Annotated in this window: 16 protein-coding genes, 1 tRNA gene and 2 pseudogenes; 9 read left to right on the top strand and 10 right to left on the bottom strand. The window is 73.2% G+C overall.

Annotation, left to right across the window (positions count from 1 at the left end; translation table 11 throughout):
- Positions 1-54 precede the first annotated feature (54 nt).
- Positions 55-1,143 carry an LLM class flavin-dependent oxidoreductase gene (locus tag ACH5AF_RS00775; RefSeq protein WP_398899121.1) on the top strand — a complete coding sequence of 363 codons (1,089 nt, stop codon included), beginning with the start codon at positions 55-57 and terminating at the stop codon, positions 1,141-1,143.
- Between the two features lie 222 nt (positions 1,144-1,365).
- Positions 1,366-3,057 carry a glycosyl hydrolase family 18 protein gene (locus ACH5AF_RS00780; RefSeq protein WP_398899122.1) on the top strand — a complete coding sequence of 564 codons (1,692 nt, stop codon included), beginning with the start codon at positions 1,366-1,368 and terminating at the stop codon, positions 3,055-3,057.
- 292 nt (positions 3,058-3,349) lie between these two features.
- Here ACH5AF_RS00780 and ACH5AF_RS00785 read toward each other — a convergent pair whose 3' ends face one another.
- Positions 3,350-5,179, bottom strand: a complete 1,830-nt coding sequence (locus tag ACH5AF_RS00785; RefSeq protein WP_398899124.1) for a putative bifunctional diguanylate cyclase/phosphodiesterase — start codon at positions 5,177-5,179, stop codon at positions 3,350-3,352.
- Between the two features lie 428 nt (positions 5,180-5,607).
- Here ACH5AF_RS00785 and ACH5AF_RS00790 point away from each other — a divergent pair, with 428 nt between their 5' ends.
- The gene (locus tag ACH5AF_RS00790; RefSeq protein WP_398899125.1) at positions 5,608-6,864 is read left to right on the top strand and encodes a M6 family metalloprotease domain-containing protein; all 1,257 of its coding nucleotides are present in this window, start codon (positions 5,608-5,610) and stop codon (positions 6,862-6,864) included.
- Positions 6,865-6,960: 96 nt separating this feature from the next.
- Here ACH5AF_RS00790 and ACH5AF_RS00795 read toward each other — a convergent pair.
- Positions 6,961-7,034, bottom strand: a tRNA-Lys gene (locus ACH5AF_RS00795).
- Positions 7,025-7,681: a bifunctional DNA primase/polymerase gene (locus ACH5AF_RS00800; RefSeq protein ID WP_398899126.1), complete on the bottom strand. Its 657-nt coding sequence runs from the start codon at positions 7,679-7,681 to the stop codon at positions 7,025-7,027. Before ACH5AF_RS00800 ends, ACH5AF_RS00795 begins: the two co-directional genes overlap by 10 nt.
- 576 nt (positions 7,682-8,257) lie before the next feature.
- On the opposite strand from ACH5AF_RS00800, the pseudogene ACH5AF_RS00805 reads away from it, so the two are divergent.
- Positions 8,258-8,431, top strand: a pseudogene (locus tag ACH5AF_RS00805) (mobile element transfer protein); the annotation flags it as partial.
- Here ACH5AF_RS00805 and ACH5AF_RS00810 read toward each other — a convergent pair.
- From ACH5AF_RS00810 to ACH5AF_RS00830, 5 genes and pseudogenes are all read right to left on the bottom strand, one after another.
- Entirely contained in the window at positions 8,414-8,752 is a 339-nt protein-coding gene (locus tag ACH5AF_RS00810; RefSeq protein WP_398899127.1) for a hypothetical protein, read from the bottom strand. The pseudogene ACH5AF_RS00805 and the gene ACH5AF_RS00810 overlap by 18 nt on opposite strands.
- Positions 8,753-8,823: 71 nt before the next feature.
- Entirely contained in the window at positions 8,824-10,152 is a 1,329-nt protein-coding gene (locus ACH5AF_RS00815; RefSeq protein ID WP_398899128.1) for an AAA family ATPase, read from the bottom strand.
- Positions 10,149-11,762, bottom strand: coding sequence for a hypothetical protein (locus tag ACH5AF_RS00820; protein WP_398899129.1), 1,614 nt, complete (start codon positions 11,760-11,762; stop codon positions 10,149-10,151). Before ACH5AF_RS00820 ends, ACH5AF_RS00815 begins: the two co-directional genes overlap by 4 nt.
- A gap of 422 nt (positions 11,763-12,184) precedes the next feature.
- A pseudogene (locus ACH5AF_RS00825) lies at positions 12,185-13,303 on the bottom strand (hypothetical protein); the annotation flags it as partial.
- Positions 13,233-14,111 carry a phosphatase PAP2 family protein gene (locus ACH5AF_RS00830; protein WP_398899130.1) on the bottom strand — a complete coding sequence of 293 codons (879 nt, stop codon included), beginning with the start codon at positions 14,109-14,111 and terminating at the stop codon, positions 13,233-13,235. The gene ACH5AF_RS00830 and the pseudogene ACH5AF_RS00825, both read right to left, overlap by 71 nt.
- A 135-nt stretch (positions 14,112-14,246) precedes the next feature.
- Here ACH5AF_RS00830 and ACH5AF_RS00835 point away from each other — a divergent pair, with 135 nt between their 5' ends.
- Positions 14,247-14,843 (top strand): histidine phosphatase family protein, encoded by a 597-nt coding sequence (locus ACH5AF_RS00835; protein ID WP_398899131.1) that lies wholly within the window; start codon positions 14,247-14,249, stop codon positions 14,841-14,843.
- A gap of 244 nt (positions 14,844-15,087) precedes the next feature.
- Here ACH5AF_RS00835 and ACH5AF_RS00840 read toward each other — a convergent pair whose 3' ends face one another.
- Positions 15,088-16,509 carry a tetratricopeptide repeat protein gene (locus ACH5AF_RS00840; protein ID WP_398899132.1) on the bottom strand — a complete coding sequence of 474 codons (1,422 nt, stop codon included), beginning with the start codon at positions 16,507-16,509 and terminating at the stop codon, positions 15,088-15,090.
- 241 nt (positions 16,510-16,750) lie between these two features.
- Between ACH5AF_RS00840 and ACH5AF_RS00845 the strand changes: the two genes are divergently transcribed.
- Together ACH5AF_RS00845 and ACH5AF_RS00850 are read left to right on the top strand one after the other, a co-directional pair.
- Positions 16,751-17,179, top strand: coding sequence for a hypothetical protein (locus ACH5AF_RS00845; RefSeq protein ID WP_398899133.1), 429 nt, complete (start codon positions 16,751-16,753; stop codon positions 17,177-17,179).
- Positions 17,180-18,019: 840 nt separating this feature from the next.
- Positions 18,020-18,883, top strand: coding sequence for a spermidine synthase (locus ACH5AF_RS00850; protein WP_398899134.1), 864 nt, complete (start codon positions 18,020-18,022; stop codon positions 18,881-18,883).
- Here ACH5AF_RS00850 and ACH5AF_RS00855 read toward each other — a convergent pair.
- Complete coding sequence (locus tag ACH5AF_RS00855; RefSeq protein WP_398899135.1) at positions 18,880-19,404, bottom strand: hypothetical protein; 525 nt, start codon at positions 19,402-19,404, stop codon at positions 18,880-18,882. The two genes, ACH5AF_RS00850 and ACH5AF_RS00855, sit on opposite strands and share 4 nt — an antisense overlap.
- Positions 19,405-19,493: 89 nt before the next feature.
- Between ACH5AF_RS00855 and ACH5AF_RS00860 the strand changes: the two genes are divergently transcribed.
- Positions 19,494-20,195, top strand: a complete 702-nt coding sequence (locus ACH5AF_RS00860; RefSeq protein ID WP_398899136.1) for a response regulator transcription factor — start codon at positions 19,494-19,496, stop codon at positions 20,193-20,195.
- Positions 20,192-21,586, top strand: coding sequence for a sensor histidine kinase (locus ACH5AF_RS00865; protein ID WP_398899137.1), 1,395 nt, complete (start codon positions 20,192-20,194; stop codon positions 21,584-21,586). The genes ACH5AF_RS00860 and ACH5AF_RS00865 overlap by 4 nt, the downstream gene beginning before the upstream one ends.
- The last annotated feature ends 106 nt before the right edge of the window (positions 21,587-21,692 follow it).

Here is a 21,692-nt window from a genome sequence, read left to right on the forward strand (position 1 = left end):
TTGCCTCCTGTTGTGGCTCGGCGTACGTACGACTCACCCAGGAGGGCCCCACCCGTGAACGCAGTGGACGAGATCCGAGGCGCGGCGCTCGGCACCGCCCCCGTCCCCCTGTCCGTGCTCGACCTGGTGACCGTCGGCAGCGGACGCACCGCCTCGGACGCCCTGCGCACCAGCGTGGACATCGCCCGCCTGGCCGAGAGCCGCGGCTATCACCGGCACTGGGTCGCCGAGCACCACTCCATGCCCGGCGTCGCCTCGTCCTCCCCGGCCGTCATCCTCGCCCACCTCGCCGCCTACACCGAACGCATCCGCCTCGGCTCCGGCGGCGTGATGCTGCCCAACCACGCCCCCCTGGTCATCGCCGAGCAGTTCGGCACGCTGGAGGCGCTCGCCCCGGGCCGCGTCGACCTCGGCCTCGGCCGCGCGCCCGGGACGGACGGCGCCACGGCAGCGGCCCTGCGCCGCACCGACACCCTCCACGAGGGCGCCGACGACTTCCCCCAGCAGCTCGCCGAGCTGATCCGCTTCCTGGACGACGACTTCCCCCACGGGCACCCCTACTCCCGCATCCACGCCGTGCCCGGACCGGTGCAGGCCACCTCGCCCGGCGGCGTCCAGTCCCCGGCCCGCCCGCCGGTCTGGCTGCTGGGCTCCTCCGGGTTCAGTGCCCGGCTCGCGGGCGCGCTCGGACTGCCGTTCGCCTTCGCCCACCACTTCTCCGCACAGAACACGCTCCCCGCGCTGGATCTCTACCGGGAGAGCTTCCGGCCCTCGGCCGTGCTGGCCACGCCCTACGCCCTGATCGGCGTCTCGGCGCTGGCCGCGGACGACGAGCGGGAGGCCCGCCGTCAGGTGCTGACCGGAGCGCTGTCGATGGTCCGGCTGCGCGGCGGCAGGCCGGGGCTGATCCCGACGCCGAAGGAGGCGGAGGAGTACGCCTTCGGCCCCATGGAGCGGGAGTTCGCCGACGGCTGGCTGAAGAACGTGATCCATGGCACGCCCGACGCGGTCCGGGCGGGCCTGGACGACCTCCACAAGCGCACCGGCGCGGACGAGTTGATGATCACGGCCAACGCGCACGGCGGCGATGTGCGGTTGCGCAGCTACGAGTTGATCGCCGACGCGTACGGCTTGCCCGCCTGAGTGGTTCGCTCGTGAACTTCTCTTCCGTGGCGCATTAAAGAGGGCTTAAGCCGCTCGTCACCCGTGGTGACGGGCGGTTTTTCGCAACATGTGTGGGTCGCTGCCGAGTCGATTCAGGCCGAAATTGGTCTAGTCCTCATTTGGTTCAGACCATTGACGCGGCTTCCCGAGGGCGGCTATCACTGCTCCAACTCCTGTACGTACCCCCCTCGGAGGCCGCACGTGCCCGTCCGCAGAACCTTGCTCGCCGCACTCGCCAGTGCGGCGCTCGCCGCCGGCGCGCTGACCGCCGTCGGTGGCTTCGGCGCCGCCCAGGCGGCCGACACCGCGCCCGCCGCCTCCACCGGGGGTGTGAAGATCGCGTACTACGACCAGTGGAGCGTGTACGGCAACGCCTTCTACCCCAAGCACCTGGACACCCGGGGCATCGCGCGCGAACTGGACGTCCTCAACTACTCGTTCGGCAACATCCACCCGACCGACCACACCTGCTTCATGGCGAACAAGGCCGCCGGTGACGACGCCAACCCCAACGCCGGTGACGGCGCGGGCGATTCGTACGCCGACTACCAGCGCAGCTTCGCCGCGGCCGACAGCGTCGACGGCGTCGGCGACACGTGGAACCAGCCGATCGTGGGCGTCTTCAACCAGTTCAAGGAACTGAAGGCCAAGTACCCCAAGCTGAAAATCAACATCTCGCTGGGCGGCTGGACCTACTCCAAGTTCTTCCACGACGCGGCGAAGACGGACGCGAGCCGCAAGAAGCTGGTGTCCTCCTGCATCAAGCAGTACATTGCCGGTGACCTGCCGGTCGAGGGCGGCTACGGCGGTCCGGGCACCGCGGCCGGCATCTTCGACGGCATCGACATCGACTGGGAGTACCCCGGCTCGCCCGACGGGCACCTCGGCAACCACTACGGCCCCGAGGACAAGCAGAACTTCACTCTGCTGCTCGCCGAGTTCCGCAAGCAGCTCGATGCGTACGGCGCCGCTCACGGCGGCAAGAAGTACCTGCTGACCGCGGCACTTCCGGCCGGTCAGGACAAGATCAAGCACATCGAGACCGACAAGATCGGCGCGTACCTCGACTACGCGAACATCATGACGTACGACATGCACGGCGCCTGGGACGGCGACGGGCCCGCCTACCACCAGTCCCCGCTGCACTCCCCGGCGTCGGACCCGACCGACCCGATCAAGCCGGGTACCGAGAAGTACTCGATCGCGGGCGCCATCGACGCGTGGATCGACGGGAACGCGGCGTACGGCATCACCGGCGGCTTCCCCGCGGGCAAGCTGACGCTCGGCTACGAGTTCTACTACCGCGGCTGGAAGGGCGTCCCGGCCGGGACGAAGAACGGTCTCGGTGGCAGCGCGACCGGCGCCTCCGCCGCCCGTCCCGTCAGCCAGCAGGCGGGAATCGCGCACTACAAGGAACTCGGCGGCATCGTCGACAACCCGGCGACCACCTTCTGGGACGACGAGGCGAAGGCGGCGTACTTCTACAAGGACGGCGAGTTCTTCACCGGACTGGACCGGCGGGCGATCCAGGCGCGGGCCGACTACGCCCACAGCCGGGGTCTCGCGGGCGCGATGATGTACTCCCTGCTCGGACTGGACGCGAACGCCACGCTGTTCAAGGACATCGTCGCGGCGGTCGGCTCCTCGCCGACTGACCCGGCCCCGACGCCCACGCCGACGGACCCGACGCCGGCCCCCACGGAGCCGACGCCCTCGCCGTCGGAGCCGGACACCGGCTGCACGGCCCCGGCCTGGTCCGCGACCCCGGCGTACACCGGCAGCACGCAGGTCTCCCACGAGGGGCACCTGTGGCGGGCCAAGTGGTGGACGCAGGGCGAGGAGCCCGGCACCACGGGTGAGTGGGGCGTCTGGGAGGACCTCGGCGCCTGCTGACCCCTGAGGCGGGGTGCCTTCCCCCACCCCACCCCGCCTCCCCGGGGAACGAGGACCCTCCCCCTCTGCGCCCAGCGGCGTGGGGGAGGGTCGTCGGCGTTTCAACCTCCCCGACAAGGGCCGGGGTTCGCTGCGCGGCACCAGCCGGTCGGGGCGTCTCCCGGGCGAAGCCAGGGGCTCTCAGGCGGTGCTGCCCCGGGGCTTGCTCCGGCCCCGTTTCCGGACGGGCCTCCCGGGGCCGGCAGGCTGGGGAGGCGCGGCAGCGGCGAGCAGCCCGCAGGCGCCACACCCCTCAGCCCGATGCTCCCGCCGGCTGCGCGCGCGGTCCCGCGCCGAGCATCTCCGCGATCCGCTCCGGCGCCACCGCCCGCGAGTACAGCCACCCCTGGCCCGTGTCGCAGCCGATGTGCCGCAGCCGTGATGCCTGTCCCGAGGTCTCGACGCACTCGGCCGTGACCGTGAGCCCCAGCCGGTGCGCGAGTTCGACCAGCGCCTCGACGATCGTCTCGTCGGCAGGGTTGGCGTGCGCCTCGTCCTGGAAACCGCGGACAAACGTTCCGTCGAGCTTCAGTGCGGACACCGGCAGCCGGCTCAGGTACGCGAGGTTCGAATAACCGGTGCCGAAGTCGTCGATCGCGATCTGCACACCCATCTCGCTGAGCGCCCTCAGCGCCTGGAGCGGCCGGCCCGCCGAGCCCATCACCGCCGACTCCGTGAGCTCCAACTGCAGCAGATGCGGCGGCAGTCCCGTCTCGGCCAGGATGTCGGCGACATCCGCCACCAGGTCGGAGTCCCACACCTGGCGTACGGCGACATTGACGCTCACGAACAGCGGTTCCACGCCCGGGTGGTCGAGCTGCCAGCGGCGCGCCTGGCGGCACGCGGTGCGCAGCACCCACCGCCCGAGCTGCACGATCGAGCCGTCCTCCTCGGCGATGGCGACGAACCGATTCGGCGTCAGCGTGCCGAACTGCGGGTGATTCCAGCGCACCAGCGCCTCCACACCGCGTGTCACCCCGTCCGCGAGCCCCACGAGCGGCTGGTACTCCAGCGTGAACTCACCGCGCTCCACGGCCGGGCGGAGCGTGGAGGAGAGCGCCTGGCGCGTCATCCGGTGCGCGTTGCGCTCGGGGTCGAAGAGCGTCCAGCGGGCACGGCCGTCCTCCTTCGCCCAGTACAGCGTGGTGTCCGCGGCCTGCATCAGCCCGGTCGCGCTCGTCCCGGCCGCCGCGCGCTCGACCACGCCGATGGACGCGGACACCGACAGTCGCTGGCCGGCCAGGTCGAACGGCTGCTGCAGCGCCGCCAGTACGGACCGCGCCAGGTCCGCCAGTTGCTCGGTGCCCGTCGATTCCTCGACCAGGATGGCGAACTCGTCCCCGCCGAGGCGGGCGACGAGATGACCGCAGCCCTGCGCCCCGCTGTTGTCGGCACACTCGGTCAGCCGGGTCGCGACGGCGGCGAGGAGCCGGTCGCCGATCCGGTGCCCCAGGGTGTCGTTGACGGCCTTGAAGCCGTCGAGGTCCAGGTAGCACAGGCCGATCCGCCCGGTGGAGCCGTCATCGTACGGCGAGGACTCCAGTGCGGCGGTGAGCCGTTCGAAGAACAGCGTCCGATTGGGCAGCCGGGTCACCGGGTCGTGCAGCTGGAGATGGCGCAGCCGCGCATGGAGCTCGCGCCGGTCGCTGATGTCGGCCACGGACAGCAGCACGTCGCCGGTGCCGGGCACGGGCGCGACGGTGACCTCGGCCCACAGGGGGCGCCCGTCCGGGTGTTTGAGGCGGCGGGTGCAGCGGAAGCGGGAGCGGCGGCCGCGCAGGACCTCGCGGTAGGCGTGCCAGGTGCGGGCGTCCGAGGCGAGGTCGATGAGGTCGGCGGCGCAGTGCGCGCGCAGGTCGGCGGCGCCGGTGCCGAGCAGCGTGGCGAGGGCGTCGTTGGCGCTGACGACGAGCCCTTCATGGTCCACGACCGCCATGGCGAGCTGGGCGGCGTTGAACGCGGCGCGGTAGTCGCGCAGGTCGGCGGAGCTCGGGCCCATGCCGTCACGTTCAGTGACGGACGGTCGGACGTTTCCGGGGACTGCGACGCCCGCGGGCCCTTGTCCTTCGGAGGTTCCGCTCACCGCTCACTCCCGCATGCAGTGTGTCGATTCAGGTCGTGCAAATGTGGTCGGGGGGTGGCCGCCCGAGACATTCACCGAAGAAATCCCGCAAGAACTCGGGGAAAGTGTGCCGATCATAGAGGCAGGCGCGGCGGCCGTTCCAGCGTCACCGACCCGGGGTGGGCCGCCCGTGCACCAAGGTCGATCGTTTCTGCGCGGGTGGCGTCCGGGGTCGCATCCAAGCTGACCGGATGTGACGTTCCGTGAGCCTTCGGAGTGTCGCCGCATCTCGGGTCGGCATCGGGTCGGTGTCGACCCGGTCACCCGAGTGGGGCACCGGAACAGTGCAAACCACTGCAAAGCATCACAGGGTGGGTGGGGCATCCGTCATTCCCGAGCCGGAGGTCCACGTGGAGGGTCAGCAGTCGCCCGAGGGAACACCCGGGAGAGTGGAACGCGTGCGCCCGCGCAGCGCCGCCGCCGCGTTCACCTCCCTCATGGCGTTCGCGGCGACGTCCCTCGTGGCCGGGCCGGCCGTGGCCGACCCCCCCGGCGGACCGTGCGCCCTGCCGCGGACCGCGGCCCACCACTCGCTCGGCCTGGACTCCTGGAACTCCGCCTACCCCCGGCCCGGGAACCGGCTCGACGCCGTCATGGTCTTCCTGTCGTTCCCGGACTCCGTCCCGATGAACAGCCCGCGGGAGCTCGCCGCCGACCACTTCCCCGCCACCAGCGACTTCTTCCGGCGCGCCTCCTACGGCGCGTTCGTGCTGCGCGCGCACCCGCAGACGGAGTGGGTGCGGATGCCCCGTGCCTCCGTCACCTACGACATAAGGCGTGACTGGGATCCCGAACGGCGCCTGGTCTACCTCAGGGACGCGATCGACGCGGCCGACGACGACGTCGACTTCTCGCGCTACGACGTGGTCTATCTGGTCGCGGACCCGGACGCCCCCGGAGTCGATTCCGACGCCACCAAGGTCGTCAACTTCGACCGCCCGCTGACCGCCGACGGCGCCGAGATCCGGCGTGTCGTCACCGTCTTCGAACGCCATCCGCCGGACCGCAATGTCCTGGCCCACGAGACCGGCCACGTCTTCGACCTCCCGGACCTCTACCACCGGCCCGAGGACGGCAACGGCGACTGGGACACCCACGTCGGCGACTGGGACGTCATGGGCAGCCAGTTCGGCCTCGCGCCCGATCTGTTCGGCTGGCACAAGTGGAAGCTCGGCTGGCTCGGTCCCGCCGAGGTCCGGTGCGTGAACGGCGGCGGCCGGTCGCCCGTCTCGGCCGGCCCACCGGGCGGCGGGGAGCTCGTCACCCTGGAACCGCTCGCCGCCGCGCCCGTCCGCGGCGGCAGCGTCGGTACGCGGCTGGCGGTGGTGCGCACCGGGCACAACAGCGTGCTCGCGATCGAGGCGCGCGGTGCCACCGGCAACGACGCGTCCACCTGCACCGAGGGCGTGCTGCTCTACCGCGTCCAGGGGGAGGCTGCCTCCGGGGAGGGGCCGATCGAGGTGGTGGACACGCATCCGGAGACGGAGGCGTGCGCGGACGAGTCGGTCTATCCGCCGCTCGCGGACGCGCCGCTGCAGGTGGGGGAGACGTTCACGGTGCCCGGCCCGCCAGGTGGGCGGACGCGGGTGGAGGTGGCGGACCGTACGGCCACAGGGGCGTGGACGGTCAAGATCACGACGGCATGACGGGCCATTTCGGGCGGGCGTGCGGCGGGGATGCGGTGGGGATGCGGCGGGCACGGAAAAGCCCCCTCGCTGTCGCGAGGGGGCTTTTCCCGTCTGTGCGCCGCCAGGGACTCGAACCCCGGACCCGCTGATTAAGAGTCAGCTGCTCTAACCAACTGAGCTAGCGGCGCCTGCTGACGTCGTAGACCTTAGCACCCTGATCCGGGGGAGGAAAAATCGATATGCGGACACCTGGACGGACCTGGTCGCGGGCGGCCCGCACACAGGCCCACAGCAGCACCTCGGGTGCCGGCAGCCAGGGGTGACGTGTGTCGGGGGCCACAAGCCAGCGGGGCGCCGAGGTGGTGTCCGAGGGGGTCAGGGGCGGGACGGTCACGGCGTCGCCGCTGCCGTGGCAGATGAGCGGCGGGACGGCCTCACCCCTTCCCCGAGGACTTCGTCCTGGGCGGACCCCCACCTCCCACTCGAGCAGTGACGGCAGGCGCTGGGCGGCGCCCCGGGCGGCGAAGAGCATCATGCGCCCGCGGTGCATGGCGACGGGCCCCGAGCCAGGCCCCTCGCTCCAGAGCCGGTCGAGCATCCGGCGCCCGAAGACGGTGGGCACGTTCACCACGTCGAAGACGGTGCCGCAGGGGAGTACGGCGGGGGCGGTGGGCCGGTCCTTCCACTGGGACAGCGCCGACCTCGGATGTGCCTGGGCCGACGCGAGCCACTCGGCGCCGGGGGGAGTGACCTCGGCGACGCGATCACGGCTCTCCTCGCCCAGGGGGGTGACGATGTCCGCGGTGTGCTCTCGGTCTCGCAGCCATGCACTCATGCGCCCAAGGTCTACCGGCAGTAACGATTCGGTTTCCCAGGGTTGGCGAAAATGCGCACGTGGCGGGGCGGAGGGGAGTATCTTGCGCCGGCCACGTGTGGTCGGCATATGCGGGGCCCTTGAGCGGGCGGCGTACCGGGTCACGTCTCGGGGGGCCGCCGATCCGGTGCGCGCAATGCCCCTCGTGCCGGCCGGGTTCCTCGGGTTGGATCGCCCCCGCCGCGCGGCACCGTGCCTCTCGGGCCGGGTCCGGGCGCGTGGCACCGGGCTCCTCGGGCCCGTCGGTCGCGGCGCGTGGCACCGGGCTCCTCGGGCCCGTCGGTCCCGGCGCGTGGCACCGGGCCTCCGGTGCCGTATCGGGGACTGCTTCCTGGCTGCCGGGCCGGTCCCTGTCCCGCCACGCCTTACGTCCCGAAAACGACTCCTGCGCGTCCCTGCCCGGACTCGCCCCCTGCTGACGTGCATGGGCACCCAGCACCCGGCACCACTCACCCCCGCGCGCCCGCCTCGGATTGCCTGCCTCGATGGCCGACGCCATTGCCGCCGGATTCGCTTGACCAGAGAGGACAACCCGCCATGTCTGCCCGTGGGTGCCTCCACTCCGTGATGCGGATCTTCCCGGTTCAGGTCGGCACCCACTGCGACCGGCACGGACGTACCAAGCACGCCGCCATGTGCACCGCCGACCGCTGTGGCTGGTCCTCGCACTACACAGGGCCCGGTAGGCGAGCGTCAGCCAGCCCCGCGCATGAGGTCGCGGCCGAAGTCGATCATCTTCTTCGCGTAGTCCTCGGTCCAGCCCGCGCGCTCGCCGATGTCGGCCGGCGTCAGCCGGTCGAAGCGGCGCGGGTCGGCCAGCTGGGCCGCCGCGATCGCCTGGAACTCCACCGCGCGGTCCGTCGCCGCCCGGAAGGCCAGCGTCAGCTCCGTCGCACGGGCCAGCAGCTCCTGAGGGTCTTCCATGGACTCCAGGTCGAAGAAGTGCTCGGGATCGGCGGCAGCCTCCGACGGCTCGAAGAGCAGCGGGGCCGGCCGCATCCTGCGCTCGGTCGTCCGCTCCGGTTCTGCCATGTCCGTTCTCCTCCTCGCACCCCGGTCCGGCCCGGACCGTCATCCATTGTCCCGCGCGCCGCAAGAGGGCCTCACGGCCGCCAGCTCACCCGGTGCTCGGCCAGGTGGGCGAGGACCGCGTGGTTCGCCTCCCAGCCGTCCGGGAACTTCACCGTCACGCCGAGCTGGACCGGATCCGTCGAGGGGTGCTCGTCCAGCAGATCGCCCACGCCCGCGCGGCACACCACGATGCAGGCGTGCCGGTGGCGCGACGCCAGGACGCACAGGCGGCCCGTCTCCAGGTGGAAGGCCGTCGCGTCCGGGCGGCCCGACAGCGGGTGCAGCACGACGGTCACGTCGTACTCACGGCCCTGCAGCCGGTTCGCCGTGTCGACCGTGACGCCCGCGACCCCCAGGTCCGCCAGCGCAGCCCGGACCGCCGCCGCCTGGTCGCGGTGGGCCGTGCCGACCGCGATCCGGTCGGCGGTCAGGGGCGCCGGCTCCGCCGAGCGCTCCGAGACCGCGGCCCCGCCCCGGTCCAGCAGCCGCCGTACCACCAGTGCCACCGCTCCGACCGCCTCCGGGTCCGTACGCGGCGTGCGCCGTGCGGGCAGCTCCAGCAGCCCCCACCCCGACTCGGCCGCCTCGTCCAGCACCCGGTCGGGGCCCGAGCCGTCGGACGGGACGCCGAACGTCAGCCGCCGGTCGGCCGCACCCGTGCCGCTGCGGAAGGGGGTGTACGGGTAGAACGCGTCGGACACCAGCGGCGCCGCCGAGGCCGGGAGCCGCCACGAGACGGGCAGCCGGTGCTGCGGCAGATCCGGATTGTGGGCCAGCAGCGTCGAGACCGCGCTCGCCGACGGGTCGTACGAGAGCCCCGCCCACTGCTCCGAGCCGACGATCGAGAACGGGTCGAGCTGCCCCGGATCCCCCACGAACAGCGCCCGCTCGAACAGCCCGGCGACGGCCAGCAGCGCGTCGGAACGCATCTGGTACGCCTCGTCGACGATCGCGTGCCGCCACGGCTCCACGTTCTGCACATGGGCCCACTTCGCCGCCGTCGAGACGACGACGTCCAGACCGGCGAGATCACCGGCCTTGGCCGACGTACGCACGTTGTCCAGGACGTCGAGCGCCTTGTCGTACGGGTCGGAGTCGTTGGAGTGCAGACGGCCGACGGGCAGCTCCGGCTCCTTCTCGGCGAGACGGAGCACGAGGTCGTCCACCTGCGCGTTGGTCTGCGCGACGACCATCAACGGGCGTCCCGCTGCCGCCAGTTCCAAGGCGGCGCGCACCACGAGCGTCGACTTGCCCGCGCCGGGCGGCGAGTCGACGACGACGCCCCGGGCGCCCCCGTGGAGGGTGTCGTGCAGGATGCCGGCGGTGGCGCGCGCGGCCTCCGCCGAGGGGTCGAACGTCACAGGAGGTCCTCCGGGGTGACGGGATCGGGGCTCTCGGCGGTGTCGGAGCCGGGGGTCCCCCCGGCGAAGCCAGAGGGAGGGCCGCCGTGTGTCCACGGCGTCTCCTCGGGGTCGGGCAGCTTCGGGCCGCCCCGCTGGTCGTGCTCGAACAGGGTCCAGTCGATCAGGTCACCCTTGTCCGGCACCGACCCCTCGGCGGGCTCCTTGGCCCGGCCCATACGGTCGGTGATGCGCAGGACCAGGACCCCGTCCCCCTCGTACCGCACGAACTCGGCCGTCTGCGGCTTGCCTTCGAGCGAGCGGTACACCTTCGCCCTCTCGCCCAGGTGCGGGCGGTCCTCCGTACGCACGGTGACCAGCGGGCGCGGGCTCGGGCGCTTGGACTCGGACCAGGCCATCTCCACGTCGAGCACCTCGGCGGTGAACGCCTGGCCCGCGAGCCTGAACCCCGCCAGCACCAGTGGATCGTCCAGCGCCTCATGGGCGTCCAGCTGCGCCTGGGCGCTCTCCCGCGCGGCGAGCTTCTGCGCGGCCGTGACCGCGTCGTCGCGCCGGGGCTGCGGCGGCTCCCCGGCCCGCACCCGGTCCCGGTGCGCGGTGAACGACCAGCGGTCCCTGGTCCAGCGGTCGGCGACCCGGGAGCCCTCGGGCTGCTCACGCATCAGCGCGACCGTCCGCCACACCGCCTCCCAGGTGGGCCGCAGCACGCCCGCGACGAGGCGGCGGATCTCCCGCTCGGCACCGTGCAGTTCGCCCAGGCGCTCGTCCGCGCTCGCCCCGTCCTCCGCGGCCGCCAGCAGCTGACGCGCCCTGTCGAACCGCTCCATCGCGGGCGCCAGCAGCCGGTTGTCGAAGGCCGGGTCGGTCGCGGGACCGGCCGGCGGGCACAGCAGCTGCCCGTCCCGGCCGCGCGCCAGCTCCGTGCGCAGCGCCGCCTCCGCGCCCGACTCGCCTTCCTGGGCGTCGATCCAGGCGAGCAGGGCGCCCAGGTGCTGGTCCTCCAGTGACGACTGCCCCGTCGCCCAGTGCCGGTTCAACAGGTCGGTCGCCGACAGCAGCAGCGAGGAACCGGGCACGCGCGCCCGCTCCCCGTAGTGCGTGAGCCAGCGACCGAGCAGCGGGACGCGCGGCGGTGCGGGGTAGGGAGTGTCGGGGTCCTGCTCGACGGTGCGCCGGAAGCGCATCGAGCGGCCCAGCAGCCGTACGTACTCGATGCCCGCGCGGCTCGGCACGATCAACTGGGGGGCGTCCGCGCACAGTTCGACCTCGACGGTGACCTTCCTTCCGGTCTCCGCGTCCGTTTCCTTGCGTTCGACATGCTCGATGTCGTCGCCGTATGCGTCGATGTGGGGCAGGACGGCGTCCGCCAGCTCCGCGAGGAACGCCGAGCGAAGATCGCGGTCACGCGGCTGGGCCACGACCAGCAGTCTGGGCTCGTCGGGAGCCGAGCCGACCAGCGCGCCGAGCGGCGCTCCGGCCTCGCCCGCGGTCGTCAGCGGCAGGAACACCAGGGGCCGGTCCGACAGATGGCGGTGGCGCACCGTGGCGAGCGGCTGCGCGCGCCCCGATTCGACGGCCTCGAGCCGCGCGAGGGTGGAGATCAACGACATCCGGCCGCCTCCGCTGCCTCGTGCGGGACAGACCCGCGGACCTGGTCGTGGCCGTGGGCGTCCGCCGTCTGCGGGGCGTCGTGGCCGTGGGCGTCCGCCGTCTGCGGGGCGTCGTGGCCGTGGGCGTCCGCCGTCTGCGGGGCGTCGTGGCTGTCCGCCCGGTCGGTCCCGGCTCGCGGAACGGCGTCTTGCGCGTCTCGGCGGTCGGTCCCGGTTCGCAGCGTGGAGTCCTGCTGGGTCGTCGCACTGTCCGCCCCGGTGCCGGGGGCGTGTTGCTCGCCGCCGTCCGTCCCGGCCGGCGGCGAGGGGTCCTGTGCGGCACCGTCCCGGCCGGCGGGCTGGAGTCCCTGCCGGTCTTCCCGGTCCGTCCCGGCTTGCGGCGCGGGGTCCCCGCAGTCCGTTCCGACGCGGGGCGGCGGGACCGGGCCGCCCGTGCGAAGTGCCTCGGCCCGCAGGGCCGCCGCCCGGCGCAGGGCGTCGACCGCCGGGTCGTCCGGGTCGCCCGCCTCGCCGCGCGCGGCGGCGAGGACGTCGCCGATGGTCGTCAGTCCGCCGAGCTCGCCCCGCACCGACCGGCCCAGCGCCTCCACCGCGCCCGCGAGACGGGCCCGGTCGCGGCAGTGGAAGGCCAGCTCGCAGGCGGCCAGGCACTCGGGGGCGTACGCGTGCGGCACCTGTTCGACCGCGTCGGCCAACTCCTCGGCCGAGCACGACTCCACGTCGAAGGTCACGCCCTCCGGCAGCGTGGCCGCGATCTCCTCGAGCCGGGTCAGCCGGGCCAGTTGGCGCCGGGTCACCGACAACTGCTTGCGCACGTCCACCACCGACGCGGTCGGCATGTTCGTGAAGTCCTTCGGGCAGACCAGCAGGATGTGGTCCGCCACGGACGCGCCGTCGGTCAGGGACGCGACCCGCTCCAGAGCCAGGACGTACACCGCGGCCTGCCGGGCCGCGGCGCCCACCTTCGCCGCGTCCGCCGACGCGTCGATCACCGGGAACGACTTGATCTCCACGACCGTCCACCGGCCGTCGGGGTGCACGACAACCGCGTCCGGCTCCAGATACGCGGGCGAGCCCGCGACGTCCAGCGCCAGCATCGGGTGGTCGAGCAGCGTGAAGGCGCCGGCCCCGGTCGCCCCGCGCAGCGCCAGCGCCGTGCGGGCCGCGCGGCCCTCGGGCCCGACCGCCGCCAGGTCGGGGACACGGACCTCACCCGGGTCGTCGAGCCCCAGCAGCCGCATCAGCTCCTTGCCGCCGTCGGCCTTGACCTTGGCCTCGAAGGCATTGCCCCGCATGAAGGCGAACTGCGACTGACCGAACGACGCCGGAGAGCCGAGCGCCGTGGCCAGCGCCGCCTTGTCCACGCCCGCTCCGTCCAGCAGGGCGCGCCGCTTGCAGCCGGGGTTGGCGGCAAGGGCCGCGAGCGCGCGGGCGTCCAGCGGATGGGGCTGCGTGGCGGGGCCGCGGAGCTCAGCGAGCCGCTGCCTGAGTACTGTCGTCGGCGCCTTCGGAGGAGGTGCGCTGTCCGGGGATTCGCTCACCCGCCGAAGTCTCGCATCCGCCACCGACAACGGGGGCCGTTACAGCTGCGGTCCGTCGGCCGAAGCGGGCCTCCAGCCGGTCGGCGAGCCGCATCGCGCCCGGCGCGAGCAGCGCGCCGACGCCCATCACGGCGGCCCCGGCGACGGCGTCGAGGAAGTAGTGGTTCGCGGTGCCCATGACCACGAGGGTGGTCAGCAGCGGGTAGGCGACGCCGAGGGCCTTCATCAGCGGCGTACGGCCGTGCTGCCACAGCATCACACCGCACCACAGGGCCCAGCCGACATGGAGGCTGGGCATCGCCGCGTACTGGTTGGTCATGCTGCCGAGCCCACGCGGGGCGCTCGCCTCCCCGCCCCACCAGCCGTACGAGCTGTACTGCGCCATCGTGTCGACGAATCCGTGGGTGGCGTCCAGCAGTCGCGGCGGGCAGGTCGGCATCAGCGTGAAGCCGATCAGGCCGAGGAGTGTGGAGAGCATCAGCCACGTGCGGGCGGCGCGGTAACGGGCGGGACGGCGGCGGAAGAGCCACACCAGGATCGCCGGGGTCACCAGGTAATGCAGGGTCGCGTAGGCGAAGTCGGCGGGTATGCCTATCACCGGGGTGTCGGTGAAGAGACGGTTCAGCGGATGCTCGGCGTTGAGAAGGAGGGCCTTCTCCGCGCGCAGGATCGCCAGTCCGTGGTCCACGGCCGTCGCCACGTCACCGCGAGCGAGGAGCCGCCCGGCCGAGTACGCCGCGTACACGAAGCCGATCAGCATCAGTTCGGTCCACCAGCGGGGCCGAGGGTGCTGCGCGGGGAGCGGCATCCGGTCAGTCTCCGTCTTCAGTTCGAGGGATCACCCGTCCTGGAAGGTGACGCCGAGATCGCCGCGGAGGTTGCCTGCCGACGAGGTACGGGATGATGGAGCGGCACGCAATCGTGAACATCAGGGAGAGGCCCCATGGCACCGCGGATCCTGCTCGCTCGGCACGGCCAGACCGAATGGTCGCTGAGCGGCCGGCACACCGGCAGGACGGACATCCCGTTGCTGGACGAGGGCAAGCGCGGCGCGAAGCTCCTCGGCGAGCGGCTGCACCGGGCGCCGTGGTCCGGCCTCCCCGGTGTCGAGGTCCGCACCAGCCCGCTCGTGCGGGCGAGCGAGACGTGCGCGCTCGCCGGCTTCGGCGACCGGGCGCAGCCGTGGGACGCGCTGATGGAGTTCGACTACGGGGCGTACGAAGGCCTGACCCCACCGGAGATCCACGCCCTGCGGCCGGGCTGGCTCCTGTGGCGTGACGGCGTCCCGGACGGCGAGACGCTCGCGGAGGTCTCGGCCCGCGCGGACGAGGTCGTCGAGTGGGCGCTCTCGGCCGACCGCGACGTGCTCGTCTTCGCGCACGGCCACATCCTGCGTGCGATCGGCGCGCGGTGGCTGGGCCAGGACATCTCGTTCGGTGCGCGTATCCGGCTCGACCCGACGAGCCTGTCGGTCCTTTCTTGGGCGTACGGGGACCCGGCGGTCGAGCGCTGGAACGACACGGGCCACATGGAGGTCTGAGCCGGGGCCGACCGCTGGGCCTGGGCGGGCGACGGCGGGGCCGGCGGACGCGATGCCCGGCGGGGGATCGCATCCCGGCGGATGTGACGGTGCGCGTGGGTGATCGGGTTCCGGCGGACGCTACGCCCGGCGCGGGATCGCATCCCGGCGGATGACCGGGTCCCGGCGGACGCGACGCCCGGCGCGGGATCGCATCCCGGCGGATGACCGGGTCCCGGCGGACGCGACGCCCGGCGCGGGCGGATCAGGCGGAGTGCGAGGTCGCCGCGTGGTGGTTCAGGAAGGCCGCGACGCCCTCGGCCCGGCGGTGCGGCACCAGCACCCGCGCGGTGTCCGCCAGCATCGTCCGGATACGCGACGACCGGACGTCGCCGAGCAGCTGGAGCACCTGCTCACCCACCGCGGCCGCCTCGTCCGGGGCGCCCGCGCGCGCCAGGTCGCCTGCGAGCTCCGCGCGATAGAGCGCCAGGTTGCGGGTGAAGCGGTGGTCCTGCAACATCGCGGCTCGCCGTGCGTGGCGGGCGGCGCGCGCGAAGTCGCCGAGCGCCGCCCAGCACTGCGCCTGGAGCGCCTGGAGTTCGGGTTCCGCGAAGAACGACATCCACTCCGGGTCGTCCGGCGCCGGCCCCTGCTCGAAGTACGTGTGCGCGCGGGCGAGCGACTGCTCGCAGTCCGTACGGTCCCCGAGCCCGGCCCAGCCGCCCGCCTCCCGCAGCGCCAGCAGCGACAACAGCCGCGGCGAGCCCACCTGTCGGGCCGCGTGCCGGCCCGCCTGTGCGGTACGCACCGCCTCCCGGTACCGGCCCGCGTCCCTGGCCAGGAACGACGTGTTGCAGAACGCGTGCGCCTCCAGGGCGGGGTCGCCCGCCACGCGCGCGGTGGCCAGCGCCTCCGCGTAGTGCGAGCGCGCGTCGTCGAAGCGCCCCGAGTCATGGGCCAGCCAGCCGACGGAGACGGCCAGTTCACCCGCACCGGCGTGCAGCCGGTCCGACGTCGACCTGCGGGACCAGGTCCCCGCGTCGAGCAGCGCGTAGGCGGCACGCAACGGCTGGGCGGCCTGCCGGTAGAGCCCGTCGGCGCCGTGCCGGTCGTCGAGGAGGCGGATGCGGCGTACGGCGTCCTCCACCGCGGCGACCTCGGCCTCGCCGACCCGGCGCTGGGCGGGCACGGAACCGGATGCGAACCCGAGTCCCAGGGACGCGGCCGCCACTGTGGCGGAGCCGCTTGTCATGAATGCGCGACGCAGCACGTCGCTCTCCTCGTCGATGTCGCTGTCGATGTCGCTGTCGTTGCGGGACCGGCCGCCGTCGAAGGGGCAGCACGGCTGGGACGGGGGTGCCGGGCGTCCGGCACCCGGTGCCCCGGCGGCCGTGAGACGGCCGCGCCCGCGCACGTTCTCCCGGGCGGTGAAGCCCAGGTCGGTCAGTGTGAGACCGGGGAACATGTGCAGGAACACCCGCTCGTAGGCGTAGTTGGGGCAGCGGATCTCGCCCGCCTCGACCCGGCCGATGTACCGGGCGTCGCACGAGACGTGCTCGCCGATCTCGCGGGCGGCCTTGCGGACCGCCGTCGCGAACTCGCCCGGGGAGCGCGATCCGCGCAGTCGGCGGAAGGCCAGGTTGGGGTGCGCGGGGCGCGCCCTCGATGCCTGTGACGGTGACGCCATGGCCGAGCCCTCTCTTGTGCAGCCGTGTTCCGGCGGAGCAAGAACGTACCTGCTGTGACAGGGAGCACACACAGGGTTTGCCTACAAAGGGGACATCTCGCCGGTGATCTGCCATGAACTGCCATCCTTTGCGGCGGCGTGCCGCCGTAGCCCTTGACGCCGACGGGCGTTGAACCATGCGGAGACGGGCCATGTGTCTCCAGTCGAGCGAGGTAGGGGGATCCCCTTGTTGGAGGTCGGCATGGAGACCGGTGCGACGCCCTCGACCACCGTGGGCCACGGGCCCACCCCGGACAGCAGCCTGCCGCCTGCCGTGCCGTGCGACCTGGTGACGGTTCCCGCACGCCAGGGCCTGGAGGCCGTCGACATCCTTCGCCGGGCGGCCGCCGCCCCGGCCGTGGGCCCGGTGCTGCACGACGGCGAGTGCGACACGCTGGGCTTCCTGGTACCGCCGGGTACGGCGGACGGGTGGGACGTGCCGGGGAGCGCGTGTACGCAGACGTCGGGGAAGGGTCTGCGGATCCCCGGCCTCCCGCCGGAGCCGCCGGTACGTGGCTCGGGCTGGCTGCTGCCACCGGACGGTACGGAGCCGGTGACGGATCCGGCGGTGCTGAGGGAGGCGCTGGGGGAGGCGGCGCGGCTGATCGAGGCGGCGGACAACTGCCGGTGAGCCGGGGGACGTTGAGAGGGGGGGATTTTCCCCACCCCGCCCCTCCCCGAAACTCTGACGAGACCTTGGGGACTCCGCCCCCGGCCCCCCCGCCGCGCCCGCTTCGCGGCGCGAGGGTCAAGCCCCGGTGCGGGGCTGTATCCGGCCGCCGATGCGCCGACTTCGTGGCGAGTGGCTTGCGGACCGGGGGCTGTGTTCCGGCCCCGCGGCGGGGCCCGCTTCGCGGCGCGAGGGTCAAGCCCCGTGCGGAAAGGCTGTACCGCCCGCGGATGCGCCGACTTCGTGGCGAGTGGCTTGCGGACCGGGGATGCGTTCCGGCCCTCTGTCGCGCCCGTTTCGGGACCTGAGCGGCATGCGCCCCGGCGTCGGGGACTCGATCTCCGTCCGCGTCTGTGGGGCGAGGGCTTGCGTACCGAGGCCCGCGCACGGCCACTATCGACCGTGAAGGGCATGCTCCGGTGAGGGGCTGTACCCGGGCCTCCGCTGGGCCGGGCTCGTGCGGGACCTGGCTGCGCCCCCGCCGCGCCCGCGAGGACATGCCCGGTGCGGATGCTCGGCCGCGCCCCCGGCTGCGTCCGCCGCGTGGCGATCGGCCGGCGGACCGGAGGCTCGCCCCGGCGCACCCGCCCCCGCTGGGGCGCCCGCGGCACCCGCCCCCGCTGGGGCGCCGATCGTGCGGGTCCGGGGAGGCACTCGCGGGTGGGCCCCCTCGATCACCCGGGCCGGGCCGCGGCGCGAGCGTGCGCGACCCACTCGCACGGTGAGTGCCACGCACGCGCACCGGGACCGCCCTCCACGCCCCCGGCCGCCCCCGCGACCGCCCGCGGCGATAATGGGGGTGTGGGCAGGCGCAGGCAGCGGGAGCGGGTGGGCGGGAGCCTTGTCGAGCACGTCGACGGGGGTGTCGCCGAACTCGTCGGCGACCGGGAGCGGCCCCGCGGGTGGACCCTCCTCATCGACGGCGCCCCCCAGTCGCACGTCGACCTCGACGACCCCGGGTACCTCTCGTTCGAATACCAGCGCAGGCTCGGCCACGTCGTCGACCTGGCCGCACCGCCCGGCCGGCCCCTCCAGGTCGTGCACCTCGGCGGCGGAGCCTTCACACTCGCCCGGTACGTCGCCGCCACCCGGCCCCGTTCCACACAGCAGATCGTCGAGGTCGACGCCGCCCTCGTGCAACTGGTCCGCACACGTCTCCCGTTGGACCCCGGTGCCCGCATCCGCGTCAGGGCCGCCGACGCCCGTGCCGGTCTGGCGAAGGTGCCGGACGGCTGGGCGGACCTGGTCATAGCCGACGTGTTCAGCGGTGCCCGCACACCCGCCCATCTGACCAGTAGGGAGTTCCTCACCGAGGTGAAGAGGGCGCTGCGCCCGGGGGCGTACTACGCGGCCAACCTCGCCGACGGTCCCCCGCTAGCCCATCTGCGCGCCCAGATCGCGACCGCCTCCGCCGTCTTCCCCGAGCTCGCGGTCGCCGCCGACCCGGCCGTGCTGCGCGGCCGCCGTTTCGGCAACGCCGTACTGCTCGCCTCGGACTCCGAACTGCCCGTGGCCGAGTTGACCCGCCGCGTCGCCGGCGACCCCTTCGCGGGGCGCGTCGAACACGGCCGCGCGCTCGCCGACTTCACGGGAGGCGCCGCGCCGGTCACGGACGCCCGGGCCAAGGACTCGCCCGCACCGCCGCCCGACGTGTTCAAGGACTAACGCTCGTCGAACTGCACCATCGGCGGATGGCCGTTCCAGGTGCAGAACACCGATACCTCGTGCCCGTCCTGCGTGAACGTCACCCGGATCCACGTCGGCTGCTTCCACACCTGCATCTGCCAGCCCGACGCCGGTGTCGCCGAGACCAGCTCGGCCGAGCTCTCGCCGATGTCGAAGACGACCCGCCCGCCCTTGACCGTGTAGCCCTTCACGTTCCCCGCCGAGGGGGAGGCCGACTTCGCAGGTGCGGCCGGGGAGGGGCGGGACGGCGGGGGAGCGACCGACGGCTTCTTCGGGGACGGCGTGGGGGACGGGCTCGCCGGACGCCGCGTCGAGGACGCCTGCGGTGTCTGCGGCGTCCGAGGGGCCGAGGTCTGCGCCGTGATCGGCAGCGCGCGGGGACGGTCGTAGGCGGTTCCGGCCATGACCGTGTGGACGCCCCACCAGGACAGCGTCACCGCCGCTCCGGTGGACAGCGACCACGCCAGGGCGTGCACCAGTCCTCTGCTCATCCGGGCCATAGTGCACCACGCGGTCCCCGGCTGTCCCGCCTCCCCGTCCCCAAGCATCCATGGGACCATGGTCCTTCGGATGGCGTACGGTGCCGCCCATGGCAAGTGTGCTCGTGGTCGAGGACGACCAGTTCGTGCGCTCCGCCCTCATCAGGCACCTGACCGATGCGTCCCACACGGTACGGAGCGTCGGTACGGCCCTGGAGGCACTGCGCGAGGTCGCCCATTTCCGCTTCGACGTGGTCATTCTGGACCTCGGCCTGCCCGATCTGGACGGCGCCGAGGCGCTGAAGATGCTGCGCGGCATCACCGACGTACCAGTGATCATCGCGACCGCCCGGGACGACGAGGCCGAGGTCGTACGGTTGCTCAACGACGGTGCCGACGACTACCTCACCAAGCCGTTCTCGGTGGAGCACCTGTCCGCGCGGATGGCCGCAGTGCTCCGCCGGGCGCGCTCCGGCGCCGGTGACGCCCCGCCGAGCCGCGTCCTCCAGGTCGGCGGGCTGTCCATCGACCCGCTGCGCCGCCAGGCGGAGTTGGACGGGGCCCCGCTCGACCTGACCCGCCGCGAGTTCGACCTTCTGGCCTTCCTCGCCGGCCGGCCCGGTGTCGTCGTCCCCCGCAAGGAGCTGCTGGCCGAGGTGTGGCAGCAGAGTTACGGCGACGACCAGACCATCGACGTCCACCTGAGCTGGCTGCGTCGCAAGCTCGGTGAGACGGCCGCCCGGCCGCGGTATCTGCACACCCTGCGGGGCGTGGGAGTGAAGCTCGAGCCGCCCAAGGCCGTCCGGCCATGAGATGGGCTCTCGTCAAAGTCTCCCTCGCCGTCACGGTGATGGTCGTGCTCGCCTTCGCGCTGCCCCTCGGCATGGTCATCAAGGAGATGGCCCGCGACCGCGCGTTCTCCAACGCCGAGCGGCAGGCCGCCACCATCGGCCCTACGCTCACCGTCACCACGGAACGCAGGCCGCTGGAACGGGCCGTGGAGTCCACCCCGGCCGGCGCGGCCGGCCGGATGGCCGTGCACATCCCCGCCTCCGGCGAACTCGGCAAAGTGCCGCTGGAGATCGGCACCCGGCGCGCCGCCGCCAAGGACCTCGACACCGTGCAGCGCATCGGCCGTGCCTCGATCACCGAGGTGCCCGGCGGCTCCGCGCTGCTCCAGCCCACCGCCATCGGCACCGGCCAGATCGCCGTCGTCGAGATCTTCGTGCCGGAGGGCGAGGTGTCCAACGGCGTCGACACGGCCTGGCTCGTCCTCGCGGGCGTCGGCGCCGCGCTCATCGTCGGGTCGGTCGCGGTCGCCGACCGGCTCGGCGTCCGCATGGTGCAGCCCGCCCAGCGGCTCGCGGGCGCGGCGCAGGAACTGGGAGAGGGCAGACTCGGGGCCCGCGTCCCCGAGGAGGGTCCGCCCGAACTGCGCTCCGCCGCCGTCGCGTTCAACTCCATGGCCGACCAGGTCGTCCAGCTGCTCGCCAACGAGCGTGAGCTCGCCGCCGACCTCTCGCACCGGCTGCGCACCCCGCTGACCGTGCTGCGTCTCAACGCGGCCTCGCTCGGCGACAGCGCCGCCGCCGAACAGACCAGGGCGGCCGTCGCCCAGCTCGAACGCGAGGTGGACACCATCATCCGCACGGCGCGCGAGGCGAAGCCGCAGACCGCGGCGAGCGGTCCTGGCGCCGGCTGCGACGCCTCCGAAGTGGTGTGCGAGCGGATGGAGTTCTGGTCGGCGCTCGCCGAGGACGAGGGCCGCAAGGTACGGCTCGCCGGTGTGGACCGGCCCGTACGCATCCCCGTCGCCCGTCCCGAACTGGCCGCGGCCCTCGACGCGCTGCTCGGCAACGTCTTCCGGCACACTCCGGAGGGGACCGCGTTCTCCGTCGATGTCCACAACAGCGACGACGCCGTCATCGTGCTCGTCTCGGACGCGGGTCCCGGCATCGCCGACCCGGCAGCCGCGCTCGCCCGCGGCAACAGCGGGGCCAGGGACGGCTCGACCGGTCTCGGCCTGGACATCGTGCGCCGGGTCGCGGAGTCGACGGGCGGGGACGTACGCATCGGCCGCTCGGTCCTCGGCGGCACGGAGGTACGCATCTGGATCGGGCTCGACCGGCGCGAGGCGGTGCGCGGGGAGCGCCGGCGCGGTCATCGCTCAGGAGTGCAGCGCCGCCGCAGGGCGACGGTCTGAGAGACCACCGCCCCGCCGCAGGGCGGCGGTCCGAGAGACCGCCGCGCGAGGCCCGCCGTCCATCATTAATCCGTCCCGATGCCTTCCTTAAGCGCGTCCTAAGGAA

It is taken from the genome of Streptomyces sp. NPDC018833, from assembly GCF_044390825.1.
Classification (GTDB): domain Bacteria; phylum Actinomycetota; class Actinomycetes; order Streptomycetales; family Streptomycetaceae; genus Streptomyces.

Coding starts and splice junctions, on each gene's coding strand:
- ACH5AF_RS00800 (WP_398899126.1), bottom strand. CDS start 7,681: ATGAGTGCATGGCTGCGAGACCGAGAGCACACCGCGGACATCGTCACC.
- ACH5AF_RS00810 (WP_398899127.1), bottom strand. CDS start 8,752: ATGGCAGAACCGGAGCGGACGACCGAGCGCAGGATGCGGCCGGCCCCG.
- ACH5AF_RS00820 (WP_398899129.1), bottom strand. CDS start 11,762: ATGTCGTTGATCTCCACCCTCGCGCGGCTCGAGGCCGTCGAATCGGGG.
- ACH5AF_RS00830 (WP_398899130.1), bottom strand. CDS start 14,111: ATGCCGCTCCCCGCGCAGCACCCTCGGCCCCGCTGGTGGACCGAACTG.
- ACH5AF_RS00835 (WP_398899131.1), top strand. CDS start 14,247: ATGGCACCGCGGATCCTGCTCGCTCGGCACGGCCAGACCGAATGGTCG.
- ACH5AF_RS00840 (WP_398899132.1), bottom strand. CDS start 16,509: ATGGCGTCACCGTCACAGGCATCGAGGGCGCGCCCCGCGCACCCCAAC.
- ACH5AF_RS00845 (WP_398899133.1), top strand. CDS start 16,751: ATGGAGACCGGTGCGACGCCCTCGACCACCGTGGGCCACGGGCCCACC.
- ACH5AF_RS00855 (WP_398899135.1), bottom strand. CDS start 19,404: ATGGCCCGGATGAGCAGAGGACTGGTGCACGCCCTGGCGTGGTCGCTG.
- ACH5AF_RS00860 (WP_398899136.1), top strand. CDS start 19,494: ATGGCAAGTGTGCTCGTGGTCGAGGACGACCAGTTCGTGCGCTCCGCC.
- ACH5AF_RS00865 (WP_398899137.1), top strand. CDS start 20,192: ATGAGATGGGCTCTCGTCAAAGTCTCCCTCGCCGTCACGGTGATGGTC.